Source organism: Pseudoxanthomonas sp. LjRoot143 (assembly GCF_964252945.1).
In the GTDB taxonomy this organism is placed as follows: Bacteria; Pseudomonadota; Gammaproteobacteria; order Xanthomonadales; family Xanthomonadaceae; genus Pseudoxanthomonas_A.
Genome location: NZ_CAXUPM020000001.1, coordinates 2,677,532 through 2,698,352, shown reverse-complemented (window position 1 = coordinate 2,698,352; position 20,821 = coordinate 2,677,532). Strand labels below are relative to the sequence as shown.

Sequence of the window (20,821 nt, the reverse complement as noted above, 5' to 3'; positions counted from 1 at the left end):
GGGAGTCCACCATGAGCGAAACCACGCCTGCCCCCGGCTTCAAGCCGAAAAAATCCGTCGCGCTGTCGGGTACCGCCGCCGGCAACACCGCGCTGTGCACGGTCGGCCGCAGCGGCAACGACCTGCACTACCGCGGTTACGACATCCTCGACCTGGCCACGACCAGTGAGTTCGAAGAAGTCGCCTACCTGCTGGTGCACGGCAAGCTGCCCAACCGCGCCGAACTGGCCGGCTACAAGGCCAAGCTGAAGTCGCTGCGCGGCATCCCGGCCGCAGTGAAGGCCGCGCTGGAAGAACTGCCGCCGTCGGCGCACCCGATGGACGTGATGCGCACCGGCGTGTCCGTGCTCGGCTGCGTGTCGCCCGAAAAGGACGACCACAACCATCCCGGCGCACGCGACATCGCCGACAAGCTGATGGCCTCGCTGGGCTCGATGCTGCTGTACTGGTACCACTGGAGCCACAACGGCCGCGCCATCGACGTGGAGACCGACGACGATTCCATCGGCGGTCACTTCCTGCATCTGCTCCACGGCGAGAAGCCGAAGGACAGCTGGGTGCGCGCGATGCACACCTCGCTGATCCTGTACGCCGAGCACGAGTTCAATGCCTCGACCTTCACCTGTCGTGTCATCGCCGGCACCGGCAGCGACATGCACTCGGCCATCGCCGGCGGCATCGGCGCGCTGCGCGGTCCGAAGCACGGCGGCGCCAACGAGGTCGCGTTCGAAGTGCAGAAGCGCTACGAAACGCCGGACGAAGCCGAGGCCGACATCAAGGCGCGCGTGGAGCGCAAGGAAGTGGTGATCGGCTTCGGTCATCCGGTCTACACCACCGGCGATCCGCGCAACGACGTCATCAAGAACGTGGCGAAGGAGCTGTCGGTCGAGCAGTCGAGCACGAAGATGTACGACATCGCCGAGCGGCTGGAGTCGGTGATGTGGGACATCAAGAAGATGTTCCCGAACCTCGACTGGTTCAGTGCGGTCAGCTACCACATGATGGGCGTGCCGACGGCGATGTTCACGCCGCTGTTCGTGATCGCCCGCACCAGCGGCTGGAGCGCGCACGTCATCGAACAGCGCATCGATGGCAAGATCATCCGTCCCAGCGCCAATTACACGGGCCCGGAAGACCTGGCCTTCGTGCCGATCGACCAGCGCTGAGCCGCGCCGACAGGTGTCCGCGGGGCCGCTTCGACGAAGGTCGGGCGGCCCCGTGTCGTTTGTGTGACCCGCGTGGCAGCCCGGAACGGGTCCGGCGCGGTACTACTGGCGGACGCTAGGGGTGCATCGCGACCGTCGGGAGGGGCCCGTCGTGCGATGCAGGGGGACGCCATGCAGACGATGTGGTGCAAGACCGAGGCCGGACGCAACGAGATCCAGCAGCGCACGCGCAAGCTGCCGGCGGTGCTGCGTTCGATCCTGTTGCTGGTGGATGGCCAGCGCAACGACGATGAACTGCGGACGATGATGAGCGGGCTGCATGCGCCCGACGACGCCCTGCAACAACTGGAAGCGGAAGGACTGATCGAACGGCGTTCGGGCGCGGCGTGGGTGCTGGCCGCCGTGTCCGCCCCCAAGCCGGGCGATACGCTGCAGGCGGCCACGCGCACGGCGGCCGACCGCTACAACCTGCTGTACGCGCGCATCACCGACGACATCCGTTCACATATCGGGTTGAAGGGGTACTTCCTGCAGCTCAAGGTCGAGCGCTGCGCCGATGCCGACGAGCTGGTGGCGCTGCTGCCGGACGTGGCGACCGCGCTGACGAAGGCGCGCGACCATACCTTTGCCACGCGCTGGCTGGAAGAGGTGCGCGCGTCGGTGGCATGACGCGCGCGCGTCGCGGTCAGTTCAGGCCTTCGGCCTTCAATGCGGCCTGCACGCCGGGATCCGCCTCCATGCGCTGCGTGAACGCGGCGATGTTCGGCAAGCCGGAAAGATCGACGCCGGTGCGTGCCGCCCAGCGCAGCGTGATGTAGAAGTACGGATCGGCGAAACTGCGGAAGCCGGCCAGCCAGTCGCGGCCTTCCAGCTGCTTTTCCGCACTTTCGAACAGACCGCGCAGGCGCTTGCGCGCGGCGTCCTTCACCGCGTCGAACTGCGTTTCGTCGCCGATGAAGCGTGCCGGCCCGAACAGCGGGTGGAACGCCGGATGCAGGTCCGAATTGACGAACGCCAGCCACTTGGCGGCCAGCGCGCGCTGCTGCGGCGAACCGTCGCCGGCGAGCTGCGCCTGCGGATACGTGTCGGCGATATAGCCCATGATCGCGGCGTTCTGGGTCAGTACGAACTCGCCATCGACGATGGCCGGCACCGCGCCGGTCGGGTTGATCGCCAGGTAGGCGGGTTCCTTCATCTCGGTCGCGGTCATCACCTGCACCTCGAACGGCTGTCCCGTCCATTGCAGCGCGATGTGGTCGGCGGTCGAGCAGGCGCCCGGCTTGGTGTAGAGCTTCATGCGATGTCCCCATGGAAAAAGAAAGGCCCGCGATTATCGCGGGCCTTCAATGCTTGCAGCGTGATGCGAGGTGCAACGGATCGTCGCGCCGTCGCGGCTTGCCGTCTCAAGACCGCGGCTTGAGCTTCTGCACGCGCAGGAACGTGTGGTCGCCGATCGTGGCCACGTGGTACGCGTTGCGCCAGCTCGGGCTGGCGATCTGGTGCGCCATGAAGTGGCTGGCGCCCGGCACGATCTCCTTGCGCTGGCCGGGCGGCAGGGCCCAGTTGCGCTCGGCGTTCAGGGCGACGCTGACCGACTTGGCCCAGGCGTCCGGGTTCTTCAGTCGGGTGTTCGGGCCCACGATGGTCGGGGCGAACTGCTTGCGGGCGGTGACCACGGAGCAGACGGAGTCGCCCCACAGGCCGCTGTCGCGACGGCGCAGGGCCACTTCGGCGACGGCTTGCTGGCCACGAAGGGTCTGGTCGCGGGCTTCCAGGTAAACGGTGGTGCTGAGGCAAAGCGAATCGGCGGCCGGCTGCGGCAACATCTGCGACAGCCATAGGATCCAGGCCAGTTTCATGGGAACTCCTTGCTCCGTCTTTCCCGCACCCCTGCCTCTCCCGTCACGATGGGAGCGGCAAACCTGGGACATGCGGCAGGGCGTCATGGGGAGGCAGCCTTCACACGGGCTGCCCGGGGACCGGCAAGGCCGGACCAAGAGGGGGTCCGAGCGCCGGGCTCAGCCCGCCTGAACTGGGCGGCGGGCCGGAAAGTCGGCGCAAGGTAGGGGGGGCAGTCCCAACTCGGCCTGAACGGGTCGGCTTGACGCAGGGGCCTCCGGTCTGGCTGGAAACTGTGAGGGGAGTCGCAGCGCCGGCCCCGTCCGGACCTCCGGATCCGCCTACCAGCACCGCGTTCTAGAGGGCGGCGGCGAGCCGGCTGCCTTGGTCGATGGCGCGCTTGGCATCCAGTTCCGCGGCCACGTCGGCGCCACCGATCAGGTGCGGCGTCTTGCCGGCGGCGATCAGGTCGGCCTGCAGGTCGCGGCGCGGCTCCTGGCCGGCGCAGACCACCACGTGGTCGACCGGCAGCAGCTGCTCGGCGCCGTCCACCTTGATGCGCAGGCCGGCGTCGTCCACGCCCAGGTACTCCACGCCACCCAGCATCTTCACCTGCTTGGCCTTCAGCGTGGCGCGGTGCACCCAGCCGCTGGTCTTGCCCAGGCGGGCGCCGGGCTTGCCGGCACTGCGCTGCAGCAGCCAGACCTCGCGCACCGGCGGTTCCGGCTGCGGCTTCACCAGGCTGCCGCGGGCCTCGAAGGTCGGGTCGACGCCCCATTCGGCCATCCAGCGCTTCGGATCCAGCGAGGGCGAATGGCCTTCGTGGGTCAGGTATTCGGCCACGTCGAAGCCGATGCCGCCGGCGCCGATCAGCGCCGCGCGGGCGCCCACGGCGACGCGACCGGACAGCACGTCCACATAGCTGACGACCTTGGTGTGCTCCGCGCCCGGGAACGCGACCCTGCGAGGGGTGATGCCGGTCGCCAGCACGACCTCGTCGAAGCCGGTCAGCTCGGCGGCCGTCACCGGCGTGGACAGCTTCACGTCGACGCGCGTTTCCTCCAGCCGGTGGCGGAAATAGCGCAGCGTCTCGTGGAACTCCTCCTTGCCCGGGATCCGCTTGGCGTAGTTGAACTGGCCGCCGATCTCGTCCGCCGCATCGAATAGGGTCACCCGGTGGCCGCGCTCGGCGGCGACGGTCGCGCAGGCCAGGCCGGCCGGTCCTGCGCCGACGACGGCGACCGTCTTCGGCGCGAACGTCTTCTTATAGGTGAGGTCGGTCTCGTGGCAGGCGCGCGGGTTGACCAGGCAACTGGCGAGCTTGTTCTCGAACACGTGGTCCAGGCAGGCCTGGTTGCAGGCGATGCAGGTGTTGATCGCCTGCGGCGTGCCGGCGCGGGCCTTGGCAGCCCACTGCGGGTCGGCCAGCAGCGGGCGTGCCAGCGACACCATGTCGGCCTTGCCGGCGGCGAGGATGCCCTCGGCCACGTCCGGCATGTTGATGCGGTTGGTCGCCACCAGCGGCACGCGCACATGCGGCTTGAGCTTGGCGGTGACGTCGACGAAGGCCGCGCGCGGCACCGAGGTGACGATGGTCGGCACGCGCGCCTCGTGCCAGCCGATGCCGGAATTGATGATCGTCGCGCCGGCCGCTTCCACGGCCTTGGCCTGCTGGACGATCTCCTCCCACTGGTTGCCCTCGTCCACCAGGTCCAGCAGCGAGAGGCGGTAGATGATGATGGAATCCGGGCCGACCGCTTCGCGCACGCGGCGGACGATCTCCACCGCGAAGCGCATGCGCTTCTCCGGCGTGCCGCCCCAGGCGTCGTTGCGCTTGTTGGTGCGCGGGGCGGTGAACTCGTTGATGAAGTACCCCTCCGAGCCCATGATCTCGACGCCGTCGTAGCCGGCGTCGCGCGCCAGCTTGGCCGCGTTGGCATAGGCGCTGATCTGGCGCTCGATGCCGCGGGCCGACAGCGCACGCGGGGTGAAGGGGTTGATCGGCGCCTTCAGCTTCGACGGCGCCACCGTCAATGGGTGGTAGCCGTAGCGGCCGGCGTGCAGCAGCTGCGCGCAGATCTTCGCCCCGTGCTCATGCACCGCCGTCGTCACGAACTTGTGCGGTCGCGCCTCCCACGGCCACGACAGCTTGCCGCCGAACGGCTTCAGCCAGCCCACCAGGTTCGGCGAGAAGCCGCCGGTGACGATCAGCCCCACGCCGCCCGCCGCGCGCTCGGCGAAGTAGGCCGCCAGCCGCGGGAAATCCTTCGCCCGGTCCTCCAGTCCCGTGTGCATCGACCCCATCAGCACGCGGTTGCGTACGGTGGTGAAGCCCAGGTCCAGCGGGGTGAACAGGTGCGGGTAGGCGGAAGAGTCGGTGGCGGCGGCGGTCGACGTCATGCGGGCTAGATACGCGTGCGTATGGAAGGAGCGAACGATGCCGCGCCCGGGCGTCCGGCGCAAGCGGCATCCGCGGCGCGAAGCAGGGCACAGACCCGCCCGCCTTGCAAGAGTTGTCCGGCGCGGGCGGCTCGGGGACCATGGGGGTACCCAGGTTCCCGGCCTTTCATGGACACCGCCTCACCGCCCCTGCACGACTACCTCCGCGCCGGCTTCGCCGCCGCCGATCTGCCGGACCTCCACCCCCTGCTCAACGCCCGCGACCTGCTGCGGGCCTTCTCGACGCTGTTCCACGGCGGCGAGGAGAGCGTCATGGTGCGCCTGCTGGTCCTGCGCACCCTCGGCGAGCGCGGCGAAGCGCCGGATTGGTCTCCGCAGGAGCTGCGCGACCAGTTCGCCTACCTGGACCCGGTCAAGTTCGACACCGTGCTCGGCCGCCTGCGCGAGAACGGCCTGCTGCTGTGGGACGCCGCCAGCCAGCGCTACCGCATCAGTCCGGTCGGCCGCCAGGCGCTGGCCTCGATCGGCCTGCTGCTGCAGTTCCAGCGCGAGGGCGACGAACTCGCCTACGTCACCGCGCAGCTCGCCGCCGGCCAGGCAGTTGGCCGTGTCAAGGCGGACGACCTGCAACACCTGTTGTCGCGGTTGAACGAGTTGCGCGAGGACTTCGACCAGGCCGTGCTCAGCGGTTCGGAACACCGCATCCAGCGCGCCGCCGACACGCTGCAGTCCGTGTGGCAGTGGGTGGAGAAGGGCACCGAGCTGATCCGCGACATCGCCTCCGATGGCGAGTTGGACACCGCCACCCACCGCGTCGCCCAGCAGATCGGCCGCGCGCAGAGCGCATTGCTGCGGCAGGCCTCGGTGTTCCAGCGCGCGCTGAACCAGCTGGACCGCCACCGCGTGCACCTCGGCGCGAGTGGGTTGTCGTCGTCCGACGTCAACCGTTACCTGCGCGTGCTCGATACCGCCGCGTTGACCGCACTGGCCGACGATGTGCTGGCGCGCATGCCGCAGCCGGCGTTCGCGCTGGGGCCGATCGCGCTCGACGTGGCCGAGTACGAACTGGTCGAACGCGAGCGCGCGGCGCAGGACGATGCCTCGCTGCCACCGTCGCAGGCCGCACCGATGGAAACGCAGGCGCCCGTCGTGCAGAACGACTACGGCCACGCCGAACAGTGGTTCGACCAGCTCGCCGCGCTCGACACCGAAGCGCCGCTGTCGGACTGGGTGCCGCAGGACGGCTTCGCGGTCAGCGCCTACCGCCTGTCGCTGCTCGGCCTGATCGGTGATGCCGGCGCGGAGAACCGCAACGGCGTGGCGGCCTCGCTGGCACAGCTGCCGATGCAGTGGCATGTCGATGCCGAATTCGAATCCGTCCAGCGCGCCGGCGTGGCCTACATGAGTCGCGGCCGCCTGCTGCCGCAGAGCCCTGAGATGCAGGCCGCGCCTGCGCCTTCCCGCAAGAAGAAAGTCCGTACCGCATGAATGATCCCATCGCTTCCCTGATCGCCCGGCTGCTGGCCGAGCGCTGGCTGCCGCGCGACGACCGCGCCGTGCGCCAGGTGCTCGTCGACGCCGAACTGCGCGACGACCTCGATCGCCGCCTCGCCGCGGCCGGCCTGCGCCTGCTCGAACATCCCTATGCCGCGCACGTCGCAGTCGGCATCGCGCGCGCGCAGGAGAGCGAGGTGTTCGGCCATGGCGATGCGTGGGCGGCCAGCAACCTGTCCCTCGGCCGCGACACCATCGCGCTGCTGGTCGTGCTGTGGGCGCTGCTGGTGCTGCCGAAACGCCAACGCCAGATCGCACGCCAGGAGGGCGATCGCCAGCACGAGCAGGAGCAGATGTTCGCCGAGCTCAAGCCGGTGCCGGTCGGCGCAGAGCTGATCGAGCCGATCAACGAGCGCACGCTGCTGGCCGACTTCGCCGACAAGCTCGGTGGCAAGGGGCGTTTGCAGATGAATCTCGGCACGCTGCAGCGGCACGGCTTCATCGTGCGCCGCCGCGAGCGCATCCAGGAAGGCCCGCTGCTCGACCTGGCGTTCGACTACGAACGCATCGCCAGCCGCGTGATGGACGGTGCGCTGGCGTACGTGATCGAGGAGGCGCGCGCCTCGCAGGCGAGTGCGCCTGCGTTGCCCGCGGACGACAGCCTGGACGAAGTGAACGAGGAGCCGGCCGATGTTTGAGTTCCGCAGCCTGGAAGTCGTCCACTGGGACTACTGGCAGCGCTACACGCTGCCGCTGGACGCGTCGGTCATCACCGTGGTCGGGCCGAACGGGTCCGGCAAGACCACCCTGCTTGATGCGCTGCGCACGCTGCTCGCCATCGACGACCGCGACATGGCGCGCGACTACAAGACCTATCTGCGCCACAACGGAAAACCGTACGCTTGGCTGCGCGCGGTGGTCAGCAATCCGGTCGACCGCCGCGGCAAGCGCGCGTTCTTCCCGCACATGGACGAGCAGGTGACCATCGCCTGCCGCATCCGCAAGCGGGGCGGCGACTGGTCGCGCGACTACCAGATCGTCGCCGGCGACGTGCCGGTCGAAACCCTGGACCAGGGCGGCGATTGGCTGGGCGTGCGCGACTACCGCGTGCGCCTGGCGGGTGCCGGTCTGAGCCGCGCGATCTGCCGCGTGCTGACGCTGGAGCAGGGCGCGACCGACAAGCTGTGCCAGCTATCGCCGCGTGAGCTGCTGCAACTGGTGTTCGACGTGTTCGAAGACAAGGCGGTGCTAGACGACTACCAGCGCGCCCGCAGCGAGCAGTTCGACGTGGAGAAGGAGATCGGTCAGCTGCAGCAGGGCTTGGCCGAGTTGCACGTGAAGCTGGAGTCCGCACGCGCCGACGTGCGCTCGTTCGAGGATGGCCTGTCGCTGCGCTCGCAGCGCAACCGTCTGCAGACCGAGATCGCGCCCAAGGTGGAACTCGCCGACCTGCGCGCCACCGTCGAAGGCGCGCGACCGCGCCTGACCGGCCTGCGCCGCGCGCTGCGTGAGCGGGAGCGCGCGCATGCCAGCCTGCTGGCGCAGGAAGTGGCCGCCCAGTTGCAGCGCGATCGCGCCGGTTCCGATCTGGTCGACACGCGCGCGCAGCTCAAGCAGGCCGAAGCCGCCTTCACCCAGGCGCGCGACCATGCGCGCGATGCCGAATCGCTGGTGCGCCGCCATGATGAGCTGGCGAAGCTGCAGGCCGAACGCGGCGGCGCCGATGTCGACGCCCTGAGTCGTGAACTGGAGGACGGTCGCCGTCGCCAGGCCGAACTGAAGCTGGAAGCCGAGCGTGACCGCCAGCGAACCGGCGAGATCGTCGCGCAGGTCGCTGCGCTCAGCGGCGGTGGCCGGGTGATCGAACCGTTCGAGCGCGACTTCCGCGCTGCGCTGGACCGGCAGGGCATTGCGCATCGGGTACTGACCGAGCTGGTCGACGTGGTCGATCCCGACTGGGCGACGGCCGTGGAAGCGGTGCTGGCGCCGTACCGTCACCTGGTGCTACTGGAACATCCGAAGGATGCGCGCGAGGCGTGGCGCCTCGGCGAGCAGCTGCAGTACCGGCATTTCGTCGTCGCCGACCGCGCACCCGTCGAGAAGGCGACCCGGGGTTCGCTGCTCGAAGTCGTGCGCTTCTCCGACGATCCGCCCGCGTGGCTGCCGCGCCATCTGGACCGCATCCAGCGCGTGGCCGACGTCGAGGCCGGTCATCGCTTGTCGAAGGGCCAGGACTGGATCACCGCCAAGGGCTACCTGCGCGAACAGCGCGGTGGCCGCCACATCGGCGGTGGCGCGCATCACTTCGGCGCCGGTGCGCGTCAGGCGCATCTGGCATCGCTGCGGTCGGAGCAGGCCATGCTGCAGGACCGTGCGCAGGTTCGCGAGGACGCCCTGGCGACCTTGCGCCGACAGCTGGACGGGGCGCAGTCGCGCCTGCTCGGTCTGGACGCCGGTCAGGAACTGGTCACGCGCGCGGCGGAGTTCGCCGATGCCGCCGAGCGCCTGCCTGCCTTGGCGGATGCCGCCGCCGAGGCGGCCGCGGCACTGGCAGAGGCACGTCAGCGGCTGGATGGTCTGGAAGCACTCGACAAGGCGGAAGGCATCGCGGCCGCCAGCCGTGCCGGCGAAATCAAGGCGCTGGCCGGCGAGCTGAAGGAGCGTGGCCAGCAGATCGGGCAGGAACGTCTGGCGCTGGCGCAGCGGATCGTCGACTTCCGTCGCCGTCGTGCGCAGATGCCGGCGGCGTGGCGCAGCGCCGCCGTGCTGCGCGCGGCACGCGAGGAATACGAAAGCAGCAGTGCCGTGCGCCGTGAACTCGAGCGCATCGATGAGCGCATCGCACGCGGTGGTTATGTCGAGGACGAAGGCTGCGTCGCCCTGCGCGACAAGTTCGGCGCCGACCATGCGGGATTGGAAGCCGCCATCGGCAAGCGCGAAACGCATCTGCATCGTGCCCGTCGTCTGACCGAGGAGGCGCGTGGCGCGTACATCAACGTGCTGCGCGCTACGGTACGTCGCTACAAGCGCAACCTGGCCGCCCTGGGCGATCTCGCCGGCATCGGCGTGGACGCGGAACTGCCCGAACTGGTCAACGATGACACGGCGCTGGCGCAGGCCGGCCTGACCGTGCGCTTCGACTTCGACCGCAAGGGCTGGATCGGCCTGGACGACGGCGAAGCCTCGGGTGGCCAGCAGGTCATGAAGTCGCTGCTGCTGCTGGTGGCGCTGCTGCGCGACGAGGAGCAACCGGGCGGCTTCGTCTTCATCGACGAACCGTTCGCGCACCTCGACGTCGCCAACATCGAGAAGGTCGGCCGCTTCCTGCGCTCGACCGATGCGCAGTACATCCTGACCACGCCGATCACGCACAACGTCAACGTGTTCGAGCCGTCCGACCTGGTGCTGGCGACCAGCAAGCGCCGCGCGGCGAGCACGTGGGCCGAACCGGTCGCGGTGCTGAAACGCGACCGCAGCGGGGATGCCGCAGCCGCGTAAGGCAACATAATGCTGTGGGAGCGACGTAAGTCGCGATGGAGTCGTCAGGAGATGAAGATGTCTCCGCCGTCCAGTCGCGACTTACGTCGCTCCCACAGCTCTTTTCGCCTTTACCAGCCGGCGAGCACCAACTTGCCGATGGTGGTGCCGGATTCGAGACGGCGATGTGCTTCGCGCAGGTTCGCCGCGTCGATCGGTGACAACGTGTCGGTGAGTGTGCCGCGCAGCTGACCGGCATCGATCAGGTCGGCGACGCGATCCAGCAGTGCGCCCTGTTCGCCCATGTCGGCGGTGCGGAAGCGCGGGCGGGCGAACATCATTTCCCAGTGGATGCCGATGCTCTTGGCCTTGTAGGGGTCGCCGATGCGCAGCTCGCCGCGCGGTTCGACGATCAGGCCGACATGGCCGCGCGGCGACAGCAACTCGCCCAGCTCGGTCCAGTAGCGGTCGGTGTCGGCAAGATTGAGTGCCGCGTCGATGGTGTCGAAGCCCAGCGCCTTCAGCTGCGGGCCGAGCGGTTCGCGATGGTTGATCACGTGGTCGGCACCGAGCGCCTTGCACCAGTCGATGGTGTCCTGGCGCGAGGCGGTCGCAACGACGGTGAAGCCCGCGCGCTTGGCCAGCTGGATCGCGATCGAACCGACGCCGCCGGCACCGGCGATCACCAGCAGCGACTTGCCGTTGCCGCCGCCCTCGATGGCGTACGGCATGCGGTCGAACAGGAGCTCCCAGGCGGTGATCGTGGTCAGCGGCAGCGCGGCGGCCTGCGCGAAGTCCAGCGAGGCGGGTTTGCGCCCGGCGATGCGTTCGTCGACCAGCTGGAACTGCGCATTGCTACCGGAACGGGTGATGTCGCCCGCGTAGTACACGGTGTCGCCGGGCTTGAAGCGGGTGACGGCGTCGCCGACCGCTTCGACGACACCGGCGGCGTCGTAGCCCAGCACCTTCGGCTGCGCTTCGACCTGCGGCTTGGGGGAACGGACTTTGGTATCGACCGGATTCACTGACACCGCTTCCACGCGCACCAGGATGTCGTGGCCGGTGGCGGTGGGTGTATCGAGTTCGACATCGACCAGTGACTGCGGATCGTCGATGGGCAGGTAGCGGGTGAGGGCGACGGCTTTCATGGTGGATCCTCGTGGGAGAGTCGGGAGGCGTGTCGCGATGATGCGGCGCGCGCAGTAAAGAGGCGATGCGACGAAGGGCGGATCAGGCGCAGTCCGCTTCCGGAACCAGCGGGAAACGCTGGCGACGCTCGAGCGCCAGCGCCCAAAGCGCGAGGGCGAAGGCTGACGCAGGCACCAGCGCGGCGACCCAGGGCAGCGCCGAGAGGCCCAGGCCTTGCGAGATCACCACGCCACCGAGCCAGGCGCCCAGTGCATTGCCGAGATTGAAGGCGCCGATGTTGAGGCTGGACGCGAGGCTCTGTGCGTCGCTGGCCTTCTGCAACACCCAGAGCTGCAGCGGCGAGACCGTGGCGAACGCGGCCGCGCCGAGCAGGCCGGTGAACGCGATCATCGCCCACTGACTGTGCAGCACGAAGGTCATCGCGCCCATCACCAGCGCCAGCAGCGCGAGCGTGCCGAGCAAAGCAGGCGCCAGTCGACGGTCGGCGAAGCGGCCGCCGAGCAGGTTGCCGACGATCATGCCGACGCCGAACACCAGCAGGATCGGTGAGACCGCCGCATCGGTGAAGCCGGTGACCTGCGTCAGCAACGGCTGGATATAGGTGTACACGGTGAACATGCCGCCGAAGCCGAGCACGGTCATCAGCAGTCCCAGCACTACCTGCGGACGCGCGACCACGCGCAGCTCGTCGCGGAACGGTAGTGGCGCGGGCGCGCTGCGATCGGCTGGCACCAGGGTGGCGATGATGATCGTGGCCAGTACGCCGATGGCGGTCACCGCCCAGAACGTCGCGCGCCAGCCGAACTCCAGGCCCAGCCACGCGCCCGCCGGCACACCGAGCAGGGTGGCGACGGTCAGGCCGGTGAACATGATGGAGATGGCCGAGGCCTTGCGGTCTTCGCTGACCATGCCGGTGGCGACCACGGCGCCAACGCCGAAGAAAGTGCCATGCGCGAGCGAGGTCACCACGCGCGCCGCCATCAGCAGTTCGTAGTTCGGCGCCAGCGCGCAGGCCAGGTTGCCCAGGGTGAACACGATCATTAGTGCCACCAGCACCGCCTTTCGCGGCATGCGGCTGGTCGCGGCGGTCAGCAGCGGCGCGCCGACGAAGACACCGAGCGCATAGCCGGAGATCAGCAGGCCAGCGGCAGCGATGGAGACGTGGAGATCGGCCGCGACCTGCATCAGCAGGCCCATGATGACGAACTCGGTGGTGCCGATACCGAAGGCGCCGGCGGTCAGCGCATAGAGGCCCAGCGGCATCCGGGAGGAAGAGGAGGCGGGTGACATGGGAGAGGAGGGGTGGGGAAGAAGGCGTGCAGGGTGCCGCTTCCTTCGCTGGCGAAAAACCGAGAAGATGGCGAATCACTTTCAATGGAAAATTGAAAATGGACCGCGTCGGTGACCTGACCCTGTTCCTGCGCGTGCTCGACCTCGGCTCCATCACGGCGGCGGCCCACAGCCTGGACCTGTCGGTGGCGGTGGCCAGTCAGCGCCTGAAGCGGCTGGAGAAGGAGCTGGGCGTGCGGCTGCTGCACCGGACCACGCGTAGTCTGCATCCCACGCCTGAAGGGCTGGCCCTGGCGCAGCAGGGGCGGGTACTGGTCGAGGAGCTGGAGTCGCTGGGCAGCGGCCTGCGCGAGGCCGCCAATGAGGTTGCCGGCACGCTGAGGGTCACCATGTCGGCCTCGTTCGGGCGCCAGTACGTGTCGCCGCTGCTGCCGGCCTTCCTGGCGCGCCACCCGAAGGTGCGGCTCAGCGTCCACCTCAGCGACAACGTGGTGGACCTGGTGAGCGAGGGCTTCGACCTCGCCATCCGCATCGGGGCGTTGGACGACTCACGGCTGGTCGCACGGCGCATCGCCCCCAACCGTCGCGTGCTGTGCGCGTCGCCGGACTACCTGCGCCGGCGCGGCACCCCCCGGACGCCCGAACAGCTGGCCGACCATGATTGCCTGTTGCTGTTCGGCAGAGGTGGACGCCAGGACGTCTGGCGGCTGAGCACGCCGGAGGGCGGCGAGGTCGCGGTTCGCGTGCACGGGCGCTTCGAAAGCAACTTCGGCGAGGTGCTGCGCGATGCGTCGCTGGCGGGGGAGGGCATCGTCGTGCATTCGCTGTGGCACGTGGCGGACGACCTGCGTGCAGGGAGGCTGCAGGTCGTGCTGCCGGACTTTCCGCTGGCCACGACCGCGATCAGTGCGGTCATGCCGCAGCGCCGACTGGTGCCGCCGCGGGTGCGTGCGTTCGTGGAGTTCCTGACCGACCAGTTCGGTGACGATCCGCCGTGGGAACGCGGACTGGCGGTGTAGTCAGGCTGTGTCGAACGCGAAGGCGTCCAGCGCCAGTCCGCCCATTTCCACGTCGCGATGGAGCAATCGTCCCTTCGCGCCCTCGCCGCCTGCACCGAGCGCCACGTAGAGTGGGTAGAGGTGTTCGGTGGTGGGATGGTTCTGGGCCGCATGCGGCAGCGAGGTCCAGTCGAGCGCGGCGGCCGCGTCGCCTTCCAGCAGCGCAGCGCGCAACGGATCGGTGAACGCCGTCACCCACGGGTATGTGTTGGCTCGCGCGTGCTGCCAATCCAGTGCGCGCAGATTGTGGGAAAAGCCGCCGGAGCCGACCACCAGCACGCCCTCGTCCCGCAACGGCGCAAGTGCCCGGCCCAGCCGGTAGTGCCACTCGGCGCTTTGGGAGGGGTTTACGGACAGCGCGACCACCGGGATGTCCGACGCGGGATACATCCGCCTCAACGGGACCCAGACGCCATGATCCAGCCCATGGTGGTCGTCTTCGTGCGCTTCGAATCCAGCGGCGTTCAGGCGCGCTGCGATGTCGTGGGCGAGTGTCGGCGCACCGGCCGTCGGATACTGGATCCGGTAAAGCGGTGCCGGGAACCCACCGAAGTCGTGGATCGTCTTCGGTGCGGGCGTGGCCGTGAGCGTCGGGCGAACGTGGACGAAATGCGCAGAGGCCACCAGGATGGCGCGAGGCCGGGGCAGGAAGCCTCCCAGCTGGTCGAGGAATCGGCCGGTGGGCGAGTCCTCGATCGCCAGCATGGGGGAGCCATGCGACAGGAACAGGCTCGGGAGACGGTGTACGGCGGGAGCAGGCAGGTTCATGATGCGAGCATCGGCCCCCGAGGGAGACTTACCAAGGGTCTTGGATGGACCGGTGTGTTGCCGTTACTGGACTTGCCCGGCTGCTGTGATGGTCGGCGGCCACGGCGGCTGGAACAGGACGGATCTGCGCGAGTTCTCTTACAGAGTGTTAACCTTGGCCAACTTGTTATGGTACCGTTAACACAGTCTTCACATACCCCCGCATAATCTGTTCAGCAAGGCGACGGCAGCCTGTCGCCTCGAATAACAACTAGAACTGCCGTAAGCGAAGCACTTCGGTTTCTCTACTACTGAACTTTTACAAGGAAAGGAGCTGCAAATGAACAAGAAGATTCTCTGCGCCGCGCTGCTGGGCGGCCTGAGCCTCGCGAACCACGCGATGGCGCAGGAGTTCGATGACCGCTGGTACCTGACGGGTTCGGCTGGCTTCAACCTGCAGGACGATGACCGCACCACCCGCAATGCCCCTTTCCTGGGCCTGGGTCTGGGCAAGTTCATCAGCCCGAACTGGTCGCTGGACGGTGAGCTGAACTATCAGAACCCGAAGTTCGAAGACAACCGTGATGCACTGTGGAGCCAGTACGGCATCTCGCTGGACCTGCGTCGCCACTTCGTCCAGGAAGGCCGCGGCTGGAACCCCTACATCGTGGCGGGTCTGGGCATGCAGCGTTCGGAAGAAGAGTCGCTGATCAACGCGTCCAACCAGCGTCGTGACAACAACCTCGCCGCCAAGCTGGGCGTCGGTCTGCAGACCACGCTCGACAAGCGCGTCGGCGTGCGCGCCGAAGTTGCCTATCGTGCCGACTTCGACGACCAGAGCGCTGCCGCTCCGCAGGAAGACTGGTTCGGCGACGTGCTGGCTTCGGTCGGCGTCGTGATCCCGCTGGGCCCGAAGGCCGAAACCGCTCCGCCGCCGGCCCCGCCGCCGGCTGCCCCGAGCTGCGCCGACCTGGATGACGACGGTGACGGCGTCAACAACTGCGACGACAAGTGCCCCGGTTCGCAGGCTGGCCAGACCATCGGTCCGGACGGCTGCCCGGTGCAGGTCTCGATCGACCTGAAGGGCGTGAACTTCGACTTCGACAAGTCGACCCTGCGTCCGGACGCGATCGCGATTCTGAGCGAAGCCGCCGAGATCCTGAAGCGCTACCCCGACCTGCGCGTCGAAGTGGCCGGCCACACCGACCTGTGCGGTGCGGACGCCTACAACCAGTCGCTGTCGCAGCGTCGTTCGCAGACCGTGTACGACTACCTGACCAACAACGGCGTCAGCGCCTCGCGTCTGGTGGGCCCGATCGGTTACGGCGAGAGCCGTCCGCTGGAGCCGACCGCGCAGACCCTGCCGGGCTGCAAGAGCGAGCGCAACCGTCGTACGGAACTGAACGTCCAGAACTGATCGGACGCTCTTCCCGCAACATCCGAAGCCCGGCCTCGTGCCGGGCTTCGTTTTTTACGGCACGGTGCGCGGGTTTTGCGTGACCGCGCTTCCGTCTTTCCGCATTGAGACGTCACGCAGCGGGCAATTTCTTGCCATGCCCTGGCGCGCTGCCTACACTCCGGGCACGTCCAGCTGTGAACCGTCAGGAGTTGTGCCGATGCGTCGTCATGTGTTCGCCAGTGTGCTGTGCATCGCCGCGATTCCCGCCGCCCATGCGGCCCCGGACTGCAGTGGCAGCCTGGTGCCGCCGCCGCTCAAGACGCCCGCCACGGTGATCGCACCGGTCGCGCTGGAATTCACCGCTGCTGCCACGCAATTGGGCGCGCCCTCGGGCGTGCTGGCGTCGCATGCCTTCGACGAATCGCAGTCGGTCGAGCGCGTGCTGATGCGACTGCGCATCGAAGGTTGCCGCAACATCGCCAAGGCGTTGCCGGCTGCGCCGTCGGCTGCGGCCGCCACGTCCAGCTCGGCGGCGTACCAGCCGAAGACCGCGCACGACAACACGCCGTGGCGCTTCGACATGAGCCAGAACGGCAAGCGCATGACGGCCGACGAGTTCGACGCGTGGATGAAATCGCGCGGCGTGCGCGTGGTGAAGGCGCCGGGTGCTCCGGCGGCAGCGCCCGCACCGGCACCCGCCGAGCCTGCCAAGAAGAACTGATCCACGAACGGCCGGTCTCCCGGCCGTTCTCCTGTCGGTGCCCGATGAGTACGCGCAGACCTCCTTTTCGCGAAACTTCGCGTGCCGCGAGCTCCCGTGTGCCGTCCGGACAGGGAGTGCGTCATGGGCTGGCCCGTGTGCTGTCCAAGCAGGGCGTGTGTTCGCGTAGCGAAGCCGCGCACTGGATCGTCGACGGGCGGGTGTCCGTCGATGGGCGCATCGTGCGAGATCCAGAGTTTCCGGTGGTCGTCGGCCGGGCCGTGATCCGCGTAGACGGCGTGGCGAGCGCTGCGCTGGAGCGCTACTACCTGATGCTCAACAAACCGCGCGGCCTGGTGACCACGGCACGCGACGAACAGGGACGCGACACCGTGTACCGATGCCTGGATGGCGGGGAGCTGCCCTGGGTCGCGCCGGTCGGCAGGCTCGACAAGGCCAGTGAAGGCCTACTGCTGTTCACCAACGATCCCGAGTGGGCGGCCCGCATTACCGATCCCGCGCTGGGGCCGGACAAGACGTACCACGTGCAGATCGACACGCTGCCGGATGATGCCCTGATACACCGATTGAAGACCGGCGTAAGCGCCGATGGCGAGCATCTTTCCGCCCGCTCGGCGCAGGTGCTCAGGAGTGGCGAGCGCAACGCATGGCTGGAAATCGTGCTGGACGAGGGGCGCAACCGGCAGATCCGACGCCTGTTGGCCGCGTTCGACATCGGGGTTCTGCGGCTCGTACGCGTCGCCATCGGACCACTGGCGTTGGGGGGGCTGGGCAAGGGCGCATGGCGCATGCTGGAACCGCACGAGCGTGACGTGCTCGCGCCGACGACCGGCCGCTGATTGCGAGACGGCGGTCCGGGTTCGCGGCAAGGGGGCTGCCTACACTCGTCCGCGCTGACCTTGGGGAAATCACCATGCACCGTTCGATCCCGCGCCTGCCGTTGTGCTGCGCCGTGCTGCTCGTCTTTGGCCTGTCGACAGGCTGCGCAACAAAACCCTCATCCACTGCGGCAAAGCAGGCCGCCCCGGACGAGGTGGTCACCGTGAAGGTCGGTCCGCACGGGCACCGTTTCGACATGCAGCAGAACGGCCGCAGCATGACCGCCGAGGAATTCGATGCGTGGATGAAGGCCCGCGGCATCCGCGTGGCCAAGGGTGCGCCGGCGAAACCGAAGACCGCCAGCACCGCCAAGCGCGCCCGCTGATACGCAGGAGCGCGGGCGTCGCGATCAGGCCTTCACCACGCCCAGTTCGCGGCCGATGCGGATGAAGGCGTCGATCGCACGGTCCAGGTGTTCGCGCGTATGCGCGGCGCTGATCTGCGTGCGGATGCGCGCCTGTTCCTTGGGCACCACAGGGAAAAAGAAGCCGATCGCGTAGATGCCTTCCTCGAGCAGACGCTCGGCGAAGCGCTGCGCCAGCGGTGCGTCGTACAGCATCACCGGGCTGATCGGGTGCAAGCCCGGCTTGATGTCGAAACCGGCGGCCGTCATCTTCTCGCGGAAGTAGCGCGTGTTCTCCTGCAACTGCTCACGCAGGTGGCCTGCGGCGGACAGCATCTCGAACGCCTTGATGCCCGCAGCCACCACGTGCGGCGGCAGCGAGTTGGAGAACAGGTAGGGCCGTGAGCGCTGGCGCAGCAGTTCGATTACTTCCCTGCGCGCCGTGGTGAAGCCGCCCAGCGCGCCGCCCATCGCCTTGCCCAGCGTGCCGGTGATGATGTCGATGCGGTCCAGCACGCCCTTCACCTCGGCCGACCCGCGGCCGGTGGCGCCAAGGAAGCCGGTGGCATGGCATTCGTCGATGTGCACCAGAGCGTTGTACTTCTTCGCCAGCGCGGTGATCTCGTCCAGGGGCGCAATGAAGCCATCCATCGAGAACACGCCGTCGGTGGTGATCAGCTTGGTCTTGCAACCTGCTGCGTCGGCCGCCTGCAGCTGCGCCTCGAGGTCGGCCATGTCGCAGTTGGCGTAGCGGAAGCGCTTGGCCTTGCACAGGCGCACGCCGTCGATGATCGAGGCGTGGTTCAGTGCGTCGGAGATGATGGCGTCGTCTTCGCCCAGCAGTGGCTCGAACAGGCCGCCGTTGGCGTCGAAGCAGGCGGCATAGAGGATCGTGTCTTCGGTGCCGAAGAAGTCGGCGATCGTCTGCTCCAACTGCTTGTGCAGGTCCTGCGTACCGCAGATGAAGCGCACCGACGCCATGCCGAAGCCGTGCGTGTCCAGCGCGTCCTTGGCCGCCGCGATGATGTCCGGATGGTCGGCCAGGCCTAGGTAGTTGTTGGCGCAGAAGTTCAGCACCGTCCGTCCGTCGGCCAGGGTGATCTCCGCCGACTGCGGGCTGGTGATGATCCGCTCGGCCTTGAACAGGCCTTGTGCGCGGATCTCATCGAGGGTGGTGGCGTAATGGGCGGTCAGCGGGTTGGCCATGGCAGTGCAATGAGCGGGAAAGGCGCCATTCTACCCGTCGCTCGCAACACCCCTGCCGCGTCATGCGGATACGGCATAAGCGACCCCCGTTTCGTCATTTCCCTGCCCGGATGTGCGCACGCAGCATCGCGTCTCCGGCCCACGACGGGCCTTCACGCGGGGAAATGCGGTCATGCGGACACACTCGGGCCCACGCAAGCGGAAAGGCAGCGGCGTCGCCATCCTCGGCGCGTTGGCCTGTTCGCTGGCCCTCCCCGTATCCGCACAGAGCCAGCCCAGCGTGCAGGAACTGCTGCAACGACTGGAAGCCCTGGAGCGCCGCGTCGGCGACGCGCCGGCGCCCGTGGCGGCGGAGGGCGAGTCGGGTCCTGCGACCCTGGGCGACCTGGACCAGCGCCTGCGCATCCTGGAACGTCGTCTCGAACTGCAGCAGGAGGAAACCGCCGCCAAGGCCAAGGACGCGCCGGTGGTCGCGGTGAACGACAAGGGTGCATCGCTCAGGTCGGCCAACGGCGAGTTCGAGTTCAAGCTGCGCGGGCTGGTGCAGGGTGACGCGCGCTTCTTCCTCGACGACGACGCTTTGCCGCAGAACGACACGTTCCTGTTCCGTCGCATCCGCCCGACCATCGAGGGTTCGCTGGGCAAGCTGGTGTCGTTCCGCCTGACGCCGGAGTTCGCCGGCGACAGTGCGACGATCGTCGACGCCTACGTCGACGTGAAGCTGGATCCGGCCTTCACGCTGCGCGCGGGCAAGGTCAAGGGCCCGATCGGGCTGGAACGGCTGCAGTCCGGCAGCGCGATCGGCCTGATCGAGCGCAGCTTCCCCACCGAACTGGCGCCCAACCGCGACTTGGGCATCCAGGCGCAGGGCGAGTTCGCCGAAGGACGGGTGAGCTACGTGGCGGGCGTCTACAACGGTGCGCCCGATGGCCGCGATGCCGCGACCACCAATCCGGACAACGAGTTCGAGTACGCCGGTCGCATCTTCTTCGAGCCGTTCAAGAACACCAGCAGTTCGTGGTCCGGCCTTGGCTTCGGCATTGCCGGCAGCATCGGCGACAAGCAGGGCGCGGGCAACAACTTCCTGCCGCGCTATCGCACGCAGGGACAGGCGCAGTTCTTCAACTACCGCAGTGCGATCGCGGCGGATGGCGAGCACAGCCGCTTCTCGCCGCAGGGGTATCTCTATCGTGGCCGTTTCGGCCTGCTGGCCGAGTACATCGCCTCGAAGCAGGAACTGCTGGTCACCAGCGGTGCGGCGGCAGGCACGCGTGCGGACCTGGAGAACACGGCGTGGCAGGCAACTGCCAGCTGGGTGCTTACCGGCGAAGACGCCAGCTATCGCGGTGTGGTCAAACCGTCGAGCCCGTTCAGCCCCGGCGGCGGTTGGGGTGCATGGGAACTGGTAGGCCGTTACGGCGAACTCGACATCGACGATGGCGCATTTCCGCTGTTCGCTGATCCCGCGGTGTCCGCCCGTCGAGCAAAGGCGTGGACGGTCGGCGTCAACTGGTACCTCACCAGCAACCTGAAGCTGGTCGTCAACTACCTGGACACGCAGTTCGAGGGCGGTGCCGCGGCAGGCGCGGATCGCGAAGACGAAAAGGCCGTGTTCTCGCGACTACAGGTCGCCTTCTGATTCCCGGAGACATC

At 68.1% G+C, this 20,821-nt stretch carries 18 protein-coding genes; 11 read left to right on the top strand and 7 right to left on the bottom strand.

What is annotated here, in order from left to right:
• Window positions 1-11 precede the first annotated feature (11 nt).
• Together prpC and ACSQ1W_RS13075 are read left to right on the top strand one after the other, a co-directional pair.
• Complete coding sequence (gene prpC / locus ACSQ1W_RS13080; RefSeq protein ID WP_192272400.1) at window positions 12-1,166, top strand: bifunctional 2-methylcitrate synthase/citrate synthase; 1,155 nt, start codon at window positions 12-14, stop codon at window positions 1,164-1,166.
• A 171-nt stretch (window positions 1,167-1,337) separates the two neighbouring features.
• Window positions 1,338-1,835, top strand: a complete 498-nt coding sequence (locus tag ACSQ1W_RS13075) for a hypothetical protein (protein WP_192272398.1) — start codon at window positions 1,338-1,340, stop codon at window positions 1,833-1,835.
• 16 nt (window positions 1,836-1,851) lie between these two features.
• Here the strand turns inward: ACSQ1W_RS13075 and ACSQ1W_RS13070 are convergent, their stop codons facing one another.
• The 3 genes from ACSQ1W_RS13070 to ACSQ1W_RS13060 form a co-directional block, all read right to left on the bottom strand.
• Window positions 1,852-2,463 (bottom strand): glutathione S-transferase family protein, encoded by a 612-nt coding sequence (locus ACSQ1W_RS13070; RefSeq protein ID WP_436044077.1) that lies wholly within the window; start codon window positions 2,461-2,463, stop codon window positions 1,852-1,854.
• A 106-nt stretch (window positions 2,464-2,569) separates the two neighbouring features.
• Window positions 2,570-3,025, bottom strand: a complete 456-nt coding sequence (locus tag ACSQ1W_RS13065; RefSeq protein WP_093296426.1) for a cell wall hydrolase — start codon at window positions 3,023-3,025, stop codon at window positions 2,570-2,572.
• Window positions 3,026-3,362: 337 nt separating this feature from the next.
• A complete protein-coding gene (locus ACSQ1W_RS13060) occupies window positions 3,363-5,405 on the bottom strand; it encodes an FAD-dependent oxidoreductase (RefSeq protein WP_436044074.1) in 2,043 nt (680 codons plus the stop codon).
• A gap of 168 nt (window positions 5,406-5,573) precedes the next feature.
• Here ACSQ1W_RS13060 and ACSQ1W_RS13055 point away from each other — a divergent pair, with 168 nt between their 5' ends.
• The 3 genes from ACSQ1W_RS13055 to ACSQ1W_RS13045 are packed head-to-tail and all read left to right on the top strand — an operon-like array spanning window position 5,574 to window position 10,397.
• Window positions 5,574-6,893 carry a hypothetical protein gene (locus ACSQ1W_RS13055; RefSeq protein WP_436044073.1) on the top strand — a complete coding sequence of 440 codons (1,320 nt, stop codon included), beginning with the start codon at window positions 5,574-5,576 and terminating at the stop codon, window positions 6,891-6,893.
• Window positions 6,890-7,597 carry a hypothetical protein gene (locus ACSQ1W_RS13050; RefSeq protein WP_436044072.1) on the top strand — a complete coding sequence of 236 codons (708 nt, stop codon included), beginning with the start codon at window positions 6,890-6,892 and terminating at the stop codon, window positions 7,595-7,597. Before ACSQ1W_RS13055 ends, ACSQ1W_RS13050 begins: the two co-directional genes overlap by 4 nt.
• Window positions 7,590-10,397 carry an ATP-binding protein gene (locus tag ACSQ1W_RS13045; RefSeq protein WP_436044070.1) on the top strand — a complete coding sequence of 936 codons (2,808 nt, stop codon included), beginning with the start codon at window positions 7,590-7,592 and terminating at the stop codon, window positions 10,395-10,397. The genes ACSQ1W_RS13050 and ACSQ1W_RS13045 overlap by 8 nt, the downstream gene beginning before the upstream one ends.
• Window positions 10,398-10,507: 110 nt before the next feature.
• Here the strand turns inward: ACSQ1W_RS13045 and ACSQ1W_RS13040 are convergent, their stop codons facing one another.
• Window positions 10,508-11,524: a zinc-binding alcohol dehydrogenase family protein gene (locus ACSQ1W_RS13040; protein WP_436044068.1), complete on the bottom strand. Its 1,017-nt coding sequence runs from the start codon at window positions 11,522-11,524 to the stop codon at window positions 10,508-10,510.
• An 82-nt stretch (window positions 11,525-11,606) separates the two neighbouring features.
• A complete protein-coding gene (locus ACSQ1W_RS13035; protein ID WP_436044066.1) occupies window positions 11,607-12,815 on the bottom strand; it encodes an MFS transporter in 1,209 nt (402 codons plus the stop codon).
• A 98-nt stretch (window positions 12,816-12,913) separates the two neighbouring features.
• On the opposite strand from ACSQ1W_RS13035, the gene ACSQ1W_RS13030 reads away from it, so the two are divergent.
• A complete protein-coding gene (locus ACSQ1W_RS13030; protein WP_436044064.1) occupies window positions 12,914-13,834 on the top strand; it encodes a LysR family transcriptional regulator in 921 nt (306 codons plus the stop codon).
• Here ACSQ1W_RS13030 and ACSQ1W_RS13025 read toward each other — a convergent pair whose 3' ends face one another.
• Window positions 13,835-14,641: a dioxygenase family protein gene (locus ACSQ1W_RS13025; RefSeq protein ID WP_436044062.1), complete on the bottom strand. Its 807-nt coding sequence runs from the start codon at window positions 14,639-14,641 to the stop codon at window positions 13,835-13,837. It abuts the gene before it with no gap.
• A 319-nt stretch (window positions 14,642-14,960) separates the two neighbouring features.
• Between ACSQ1W_RS13025 and ACSQ1W_RS13020 the strand changes: the two genes are divergently transcribed.
• From ACSQ1W_RS13020 to ACSQ1W_RS13005, 4 genes are all read left to right on the top strand, one after another.
• A complete protein-coding gene (locus ACSQ1W_RS13020; protein WP_192272380.1) occupies window positions 14,961-16,037 on the top strand; it encodes an OmpA family protein in 1,077 nt (358 codons plus the stop codon).
• A gap of 199 nt (window positions 16,038-16,236) precedes the next feature.
• A complete protein-coding gene (locus ACSQ1W_RS13015) occupies window positions 16,237-16,740 on the top strand; it encodes a hypothetical protein (RefSeq protein WP_436044060.1) in 504 nt (167 codons plus the stop codon).
• A 44-nt stretch (window positions 16,741-16,784) separates the two neighbouring features.
• Window positions 16,785-17,579 carry a pseudouridine synthase gene (locus tag ACSQ1W_RS13010; RefSeq protein ID WP_436044058.1) on the top strand — a complete coding sequence of 265 codons (795 nt, stop codon included), beginning with the start codon at window positions 16,785-16,787 and terminating at the stop codon, window positions 17,577-17,579.
• A 74-nt stretch (window positions 17,580-17,653) separates the two neighbouring features.
• On the top strand, window positions 17,654-17,944 hold the full coding sequence (locus ACSQ1W_RS13005) for a hypothetical protein (RefSeq protein ID WP_436044056.1): 291 nt from the start codon (window positions 17,654-17,656) through the stop codon (window positions 17,942-17,944).
• Window positions 17,945-17,968: 24 nt separating this feature from the next.
• Here the strand turns inward: ACSQ1W_RS13005 and kbl are convergent, their stop codons facing one another.
• Entirely contained in the window at window positions 17,969-19,168 is a 1,200-nt protein-coding gene (kbl, locus tag ACSQ1W_RS13000) for a glycine C-acetyltransferase (RefSeq protein WP_436044054.1), read from the bottom strand.
• A 172-nt stretch (window positions 19,169-19,340) separates the two neighbouring features.
• Here kbl and ACSQ1W_RS12995 point away from each other — a divergent pair, with 172 nt between their 5' ends.
• On the top strand, window positions 19,341-20,807 hold the full coding sequence (locus ACSQ1W_RS12995) for an OprO/OprP family phosphate-selective porin (protein WP_192272372.1): 1,467 nt from the start codon (window positions 19,341-19,343) through the stop codon (window positions 20,805-20,807).
• Window positions 20,808-20,821 lie beyond the last annotated feature (14 nt).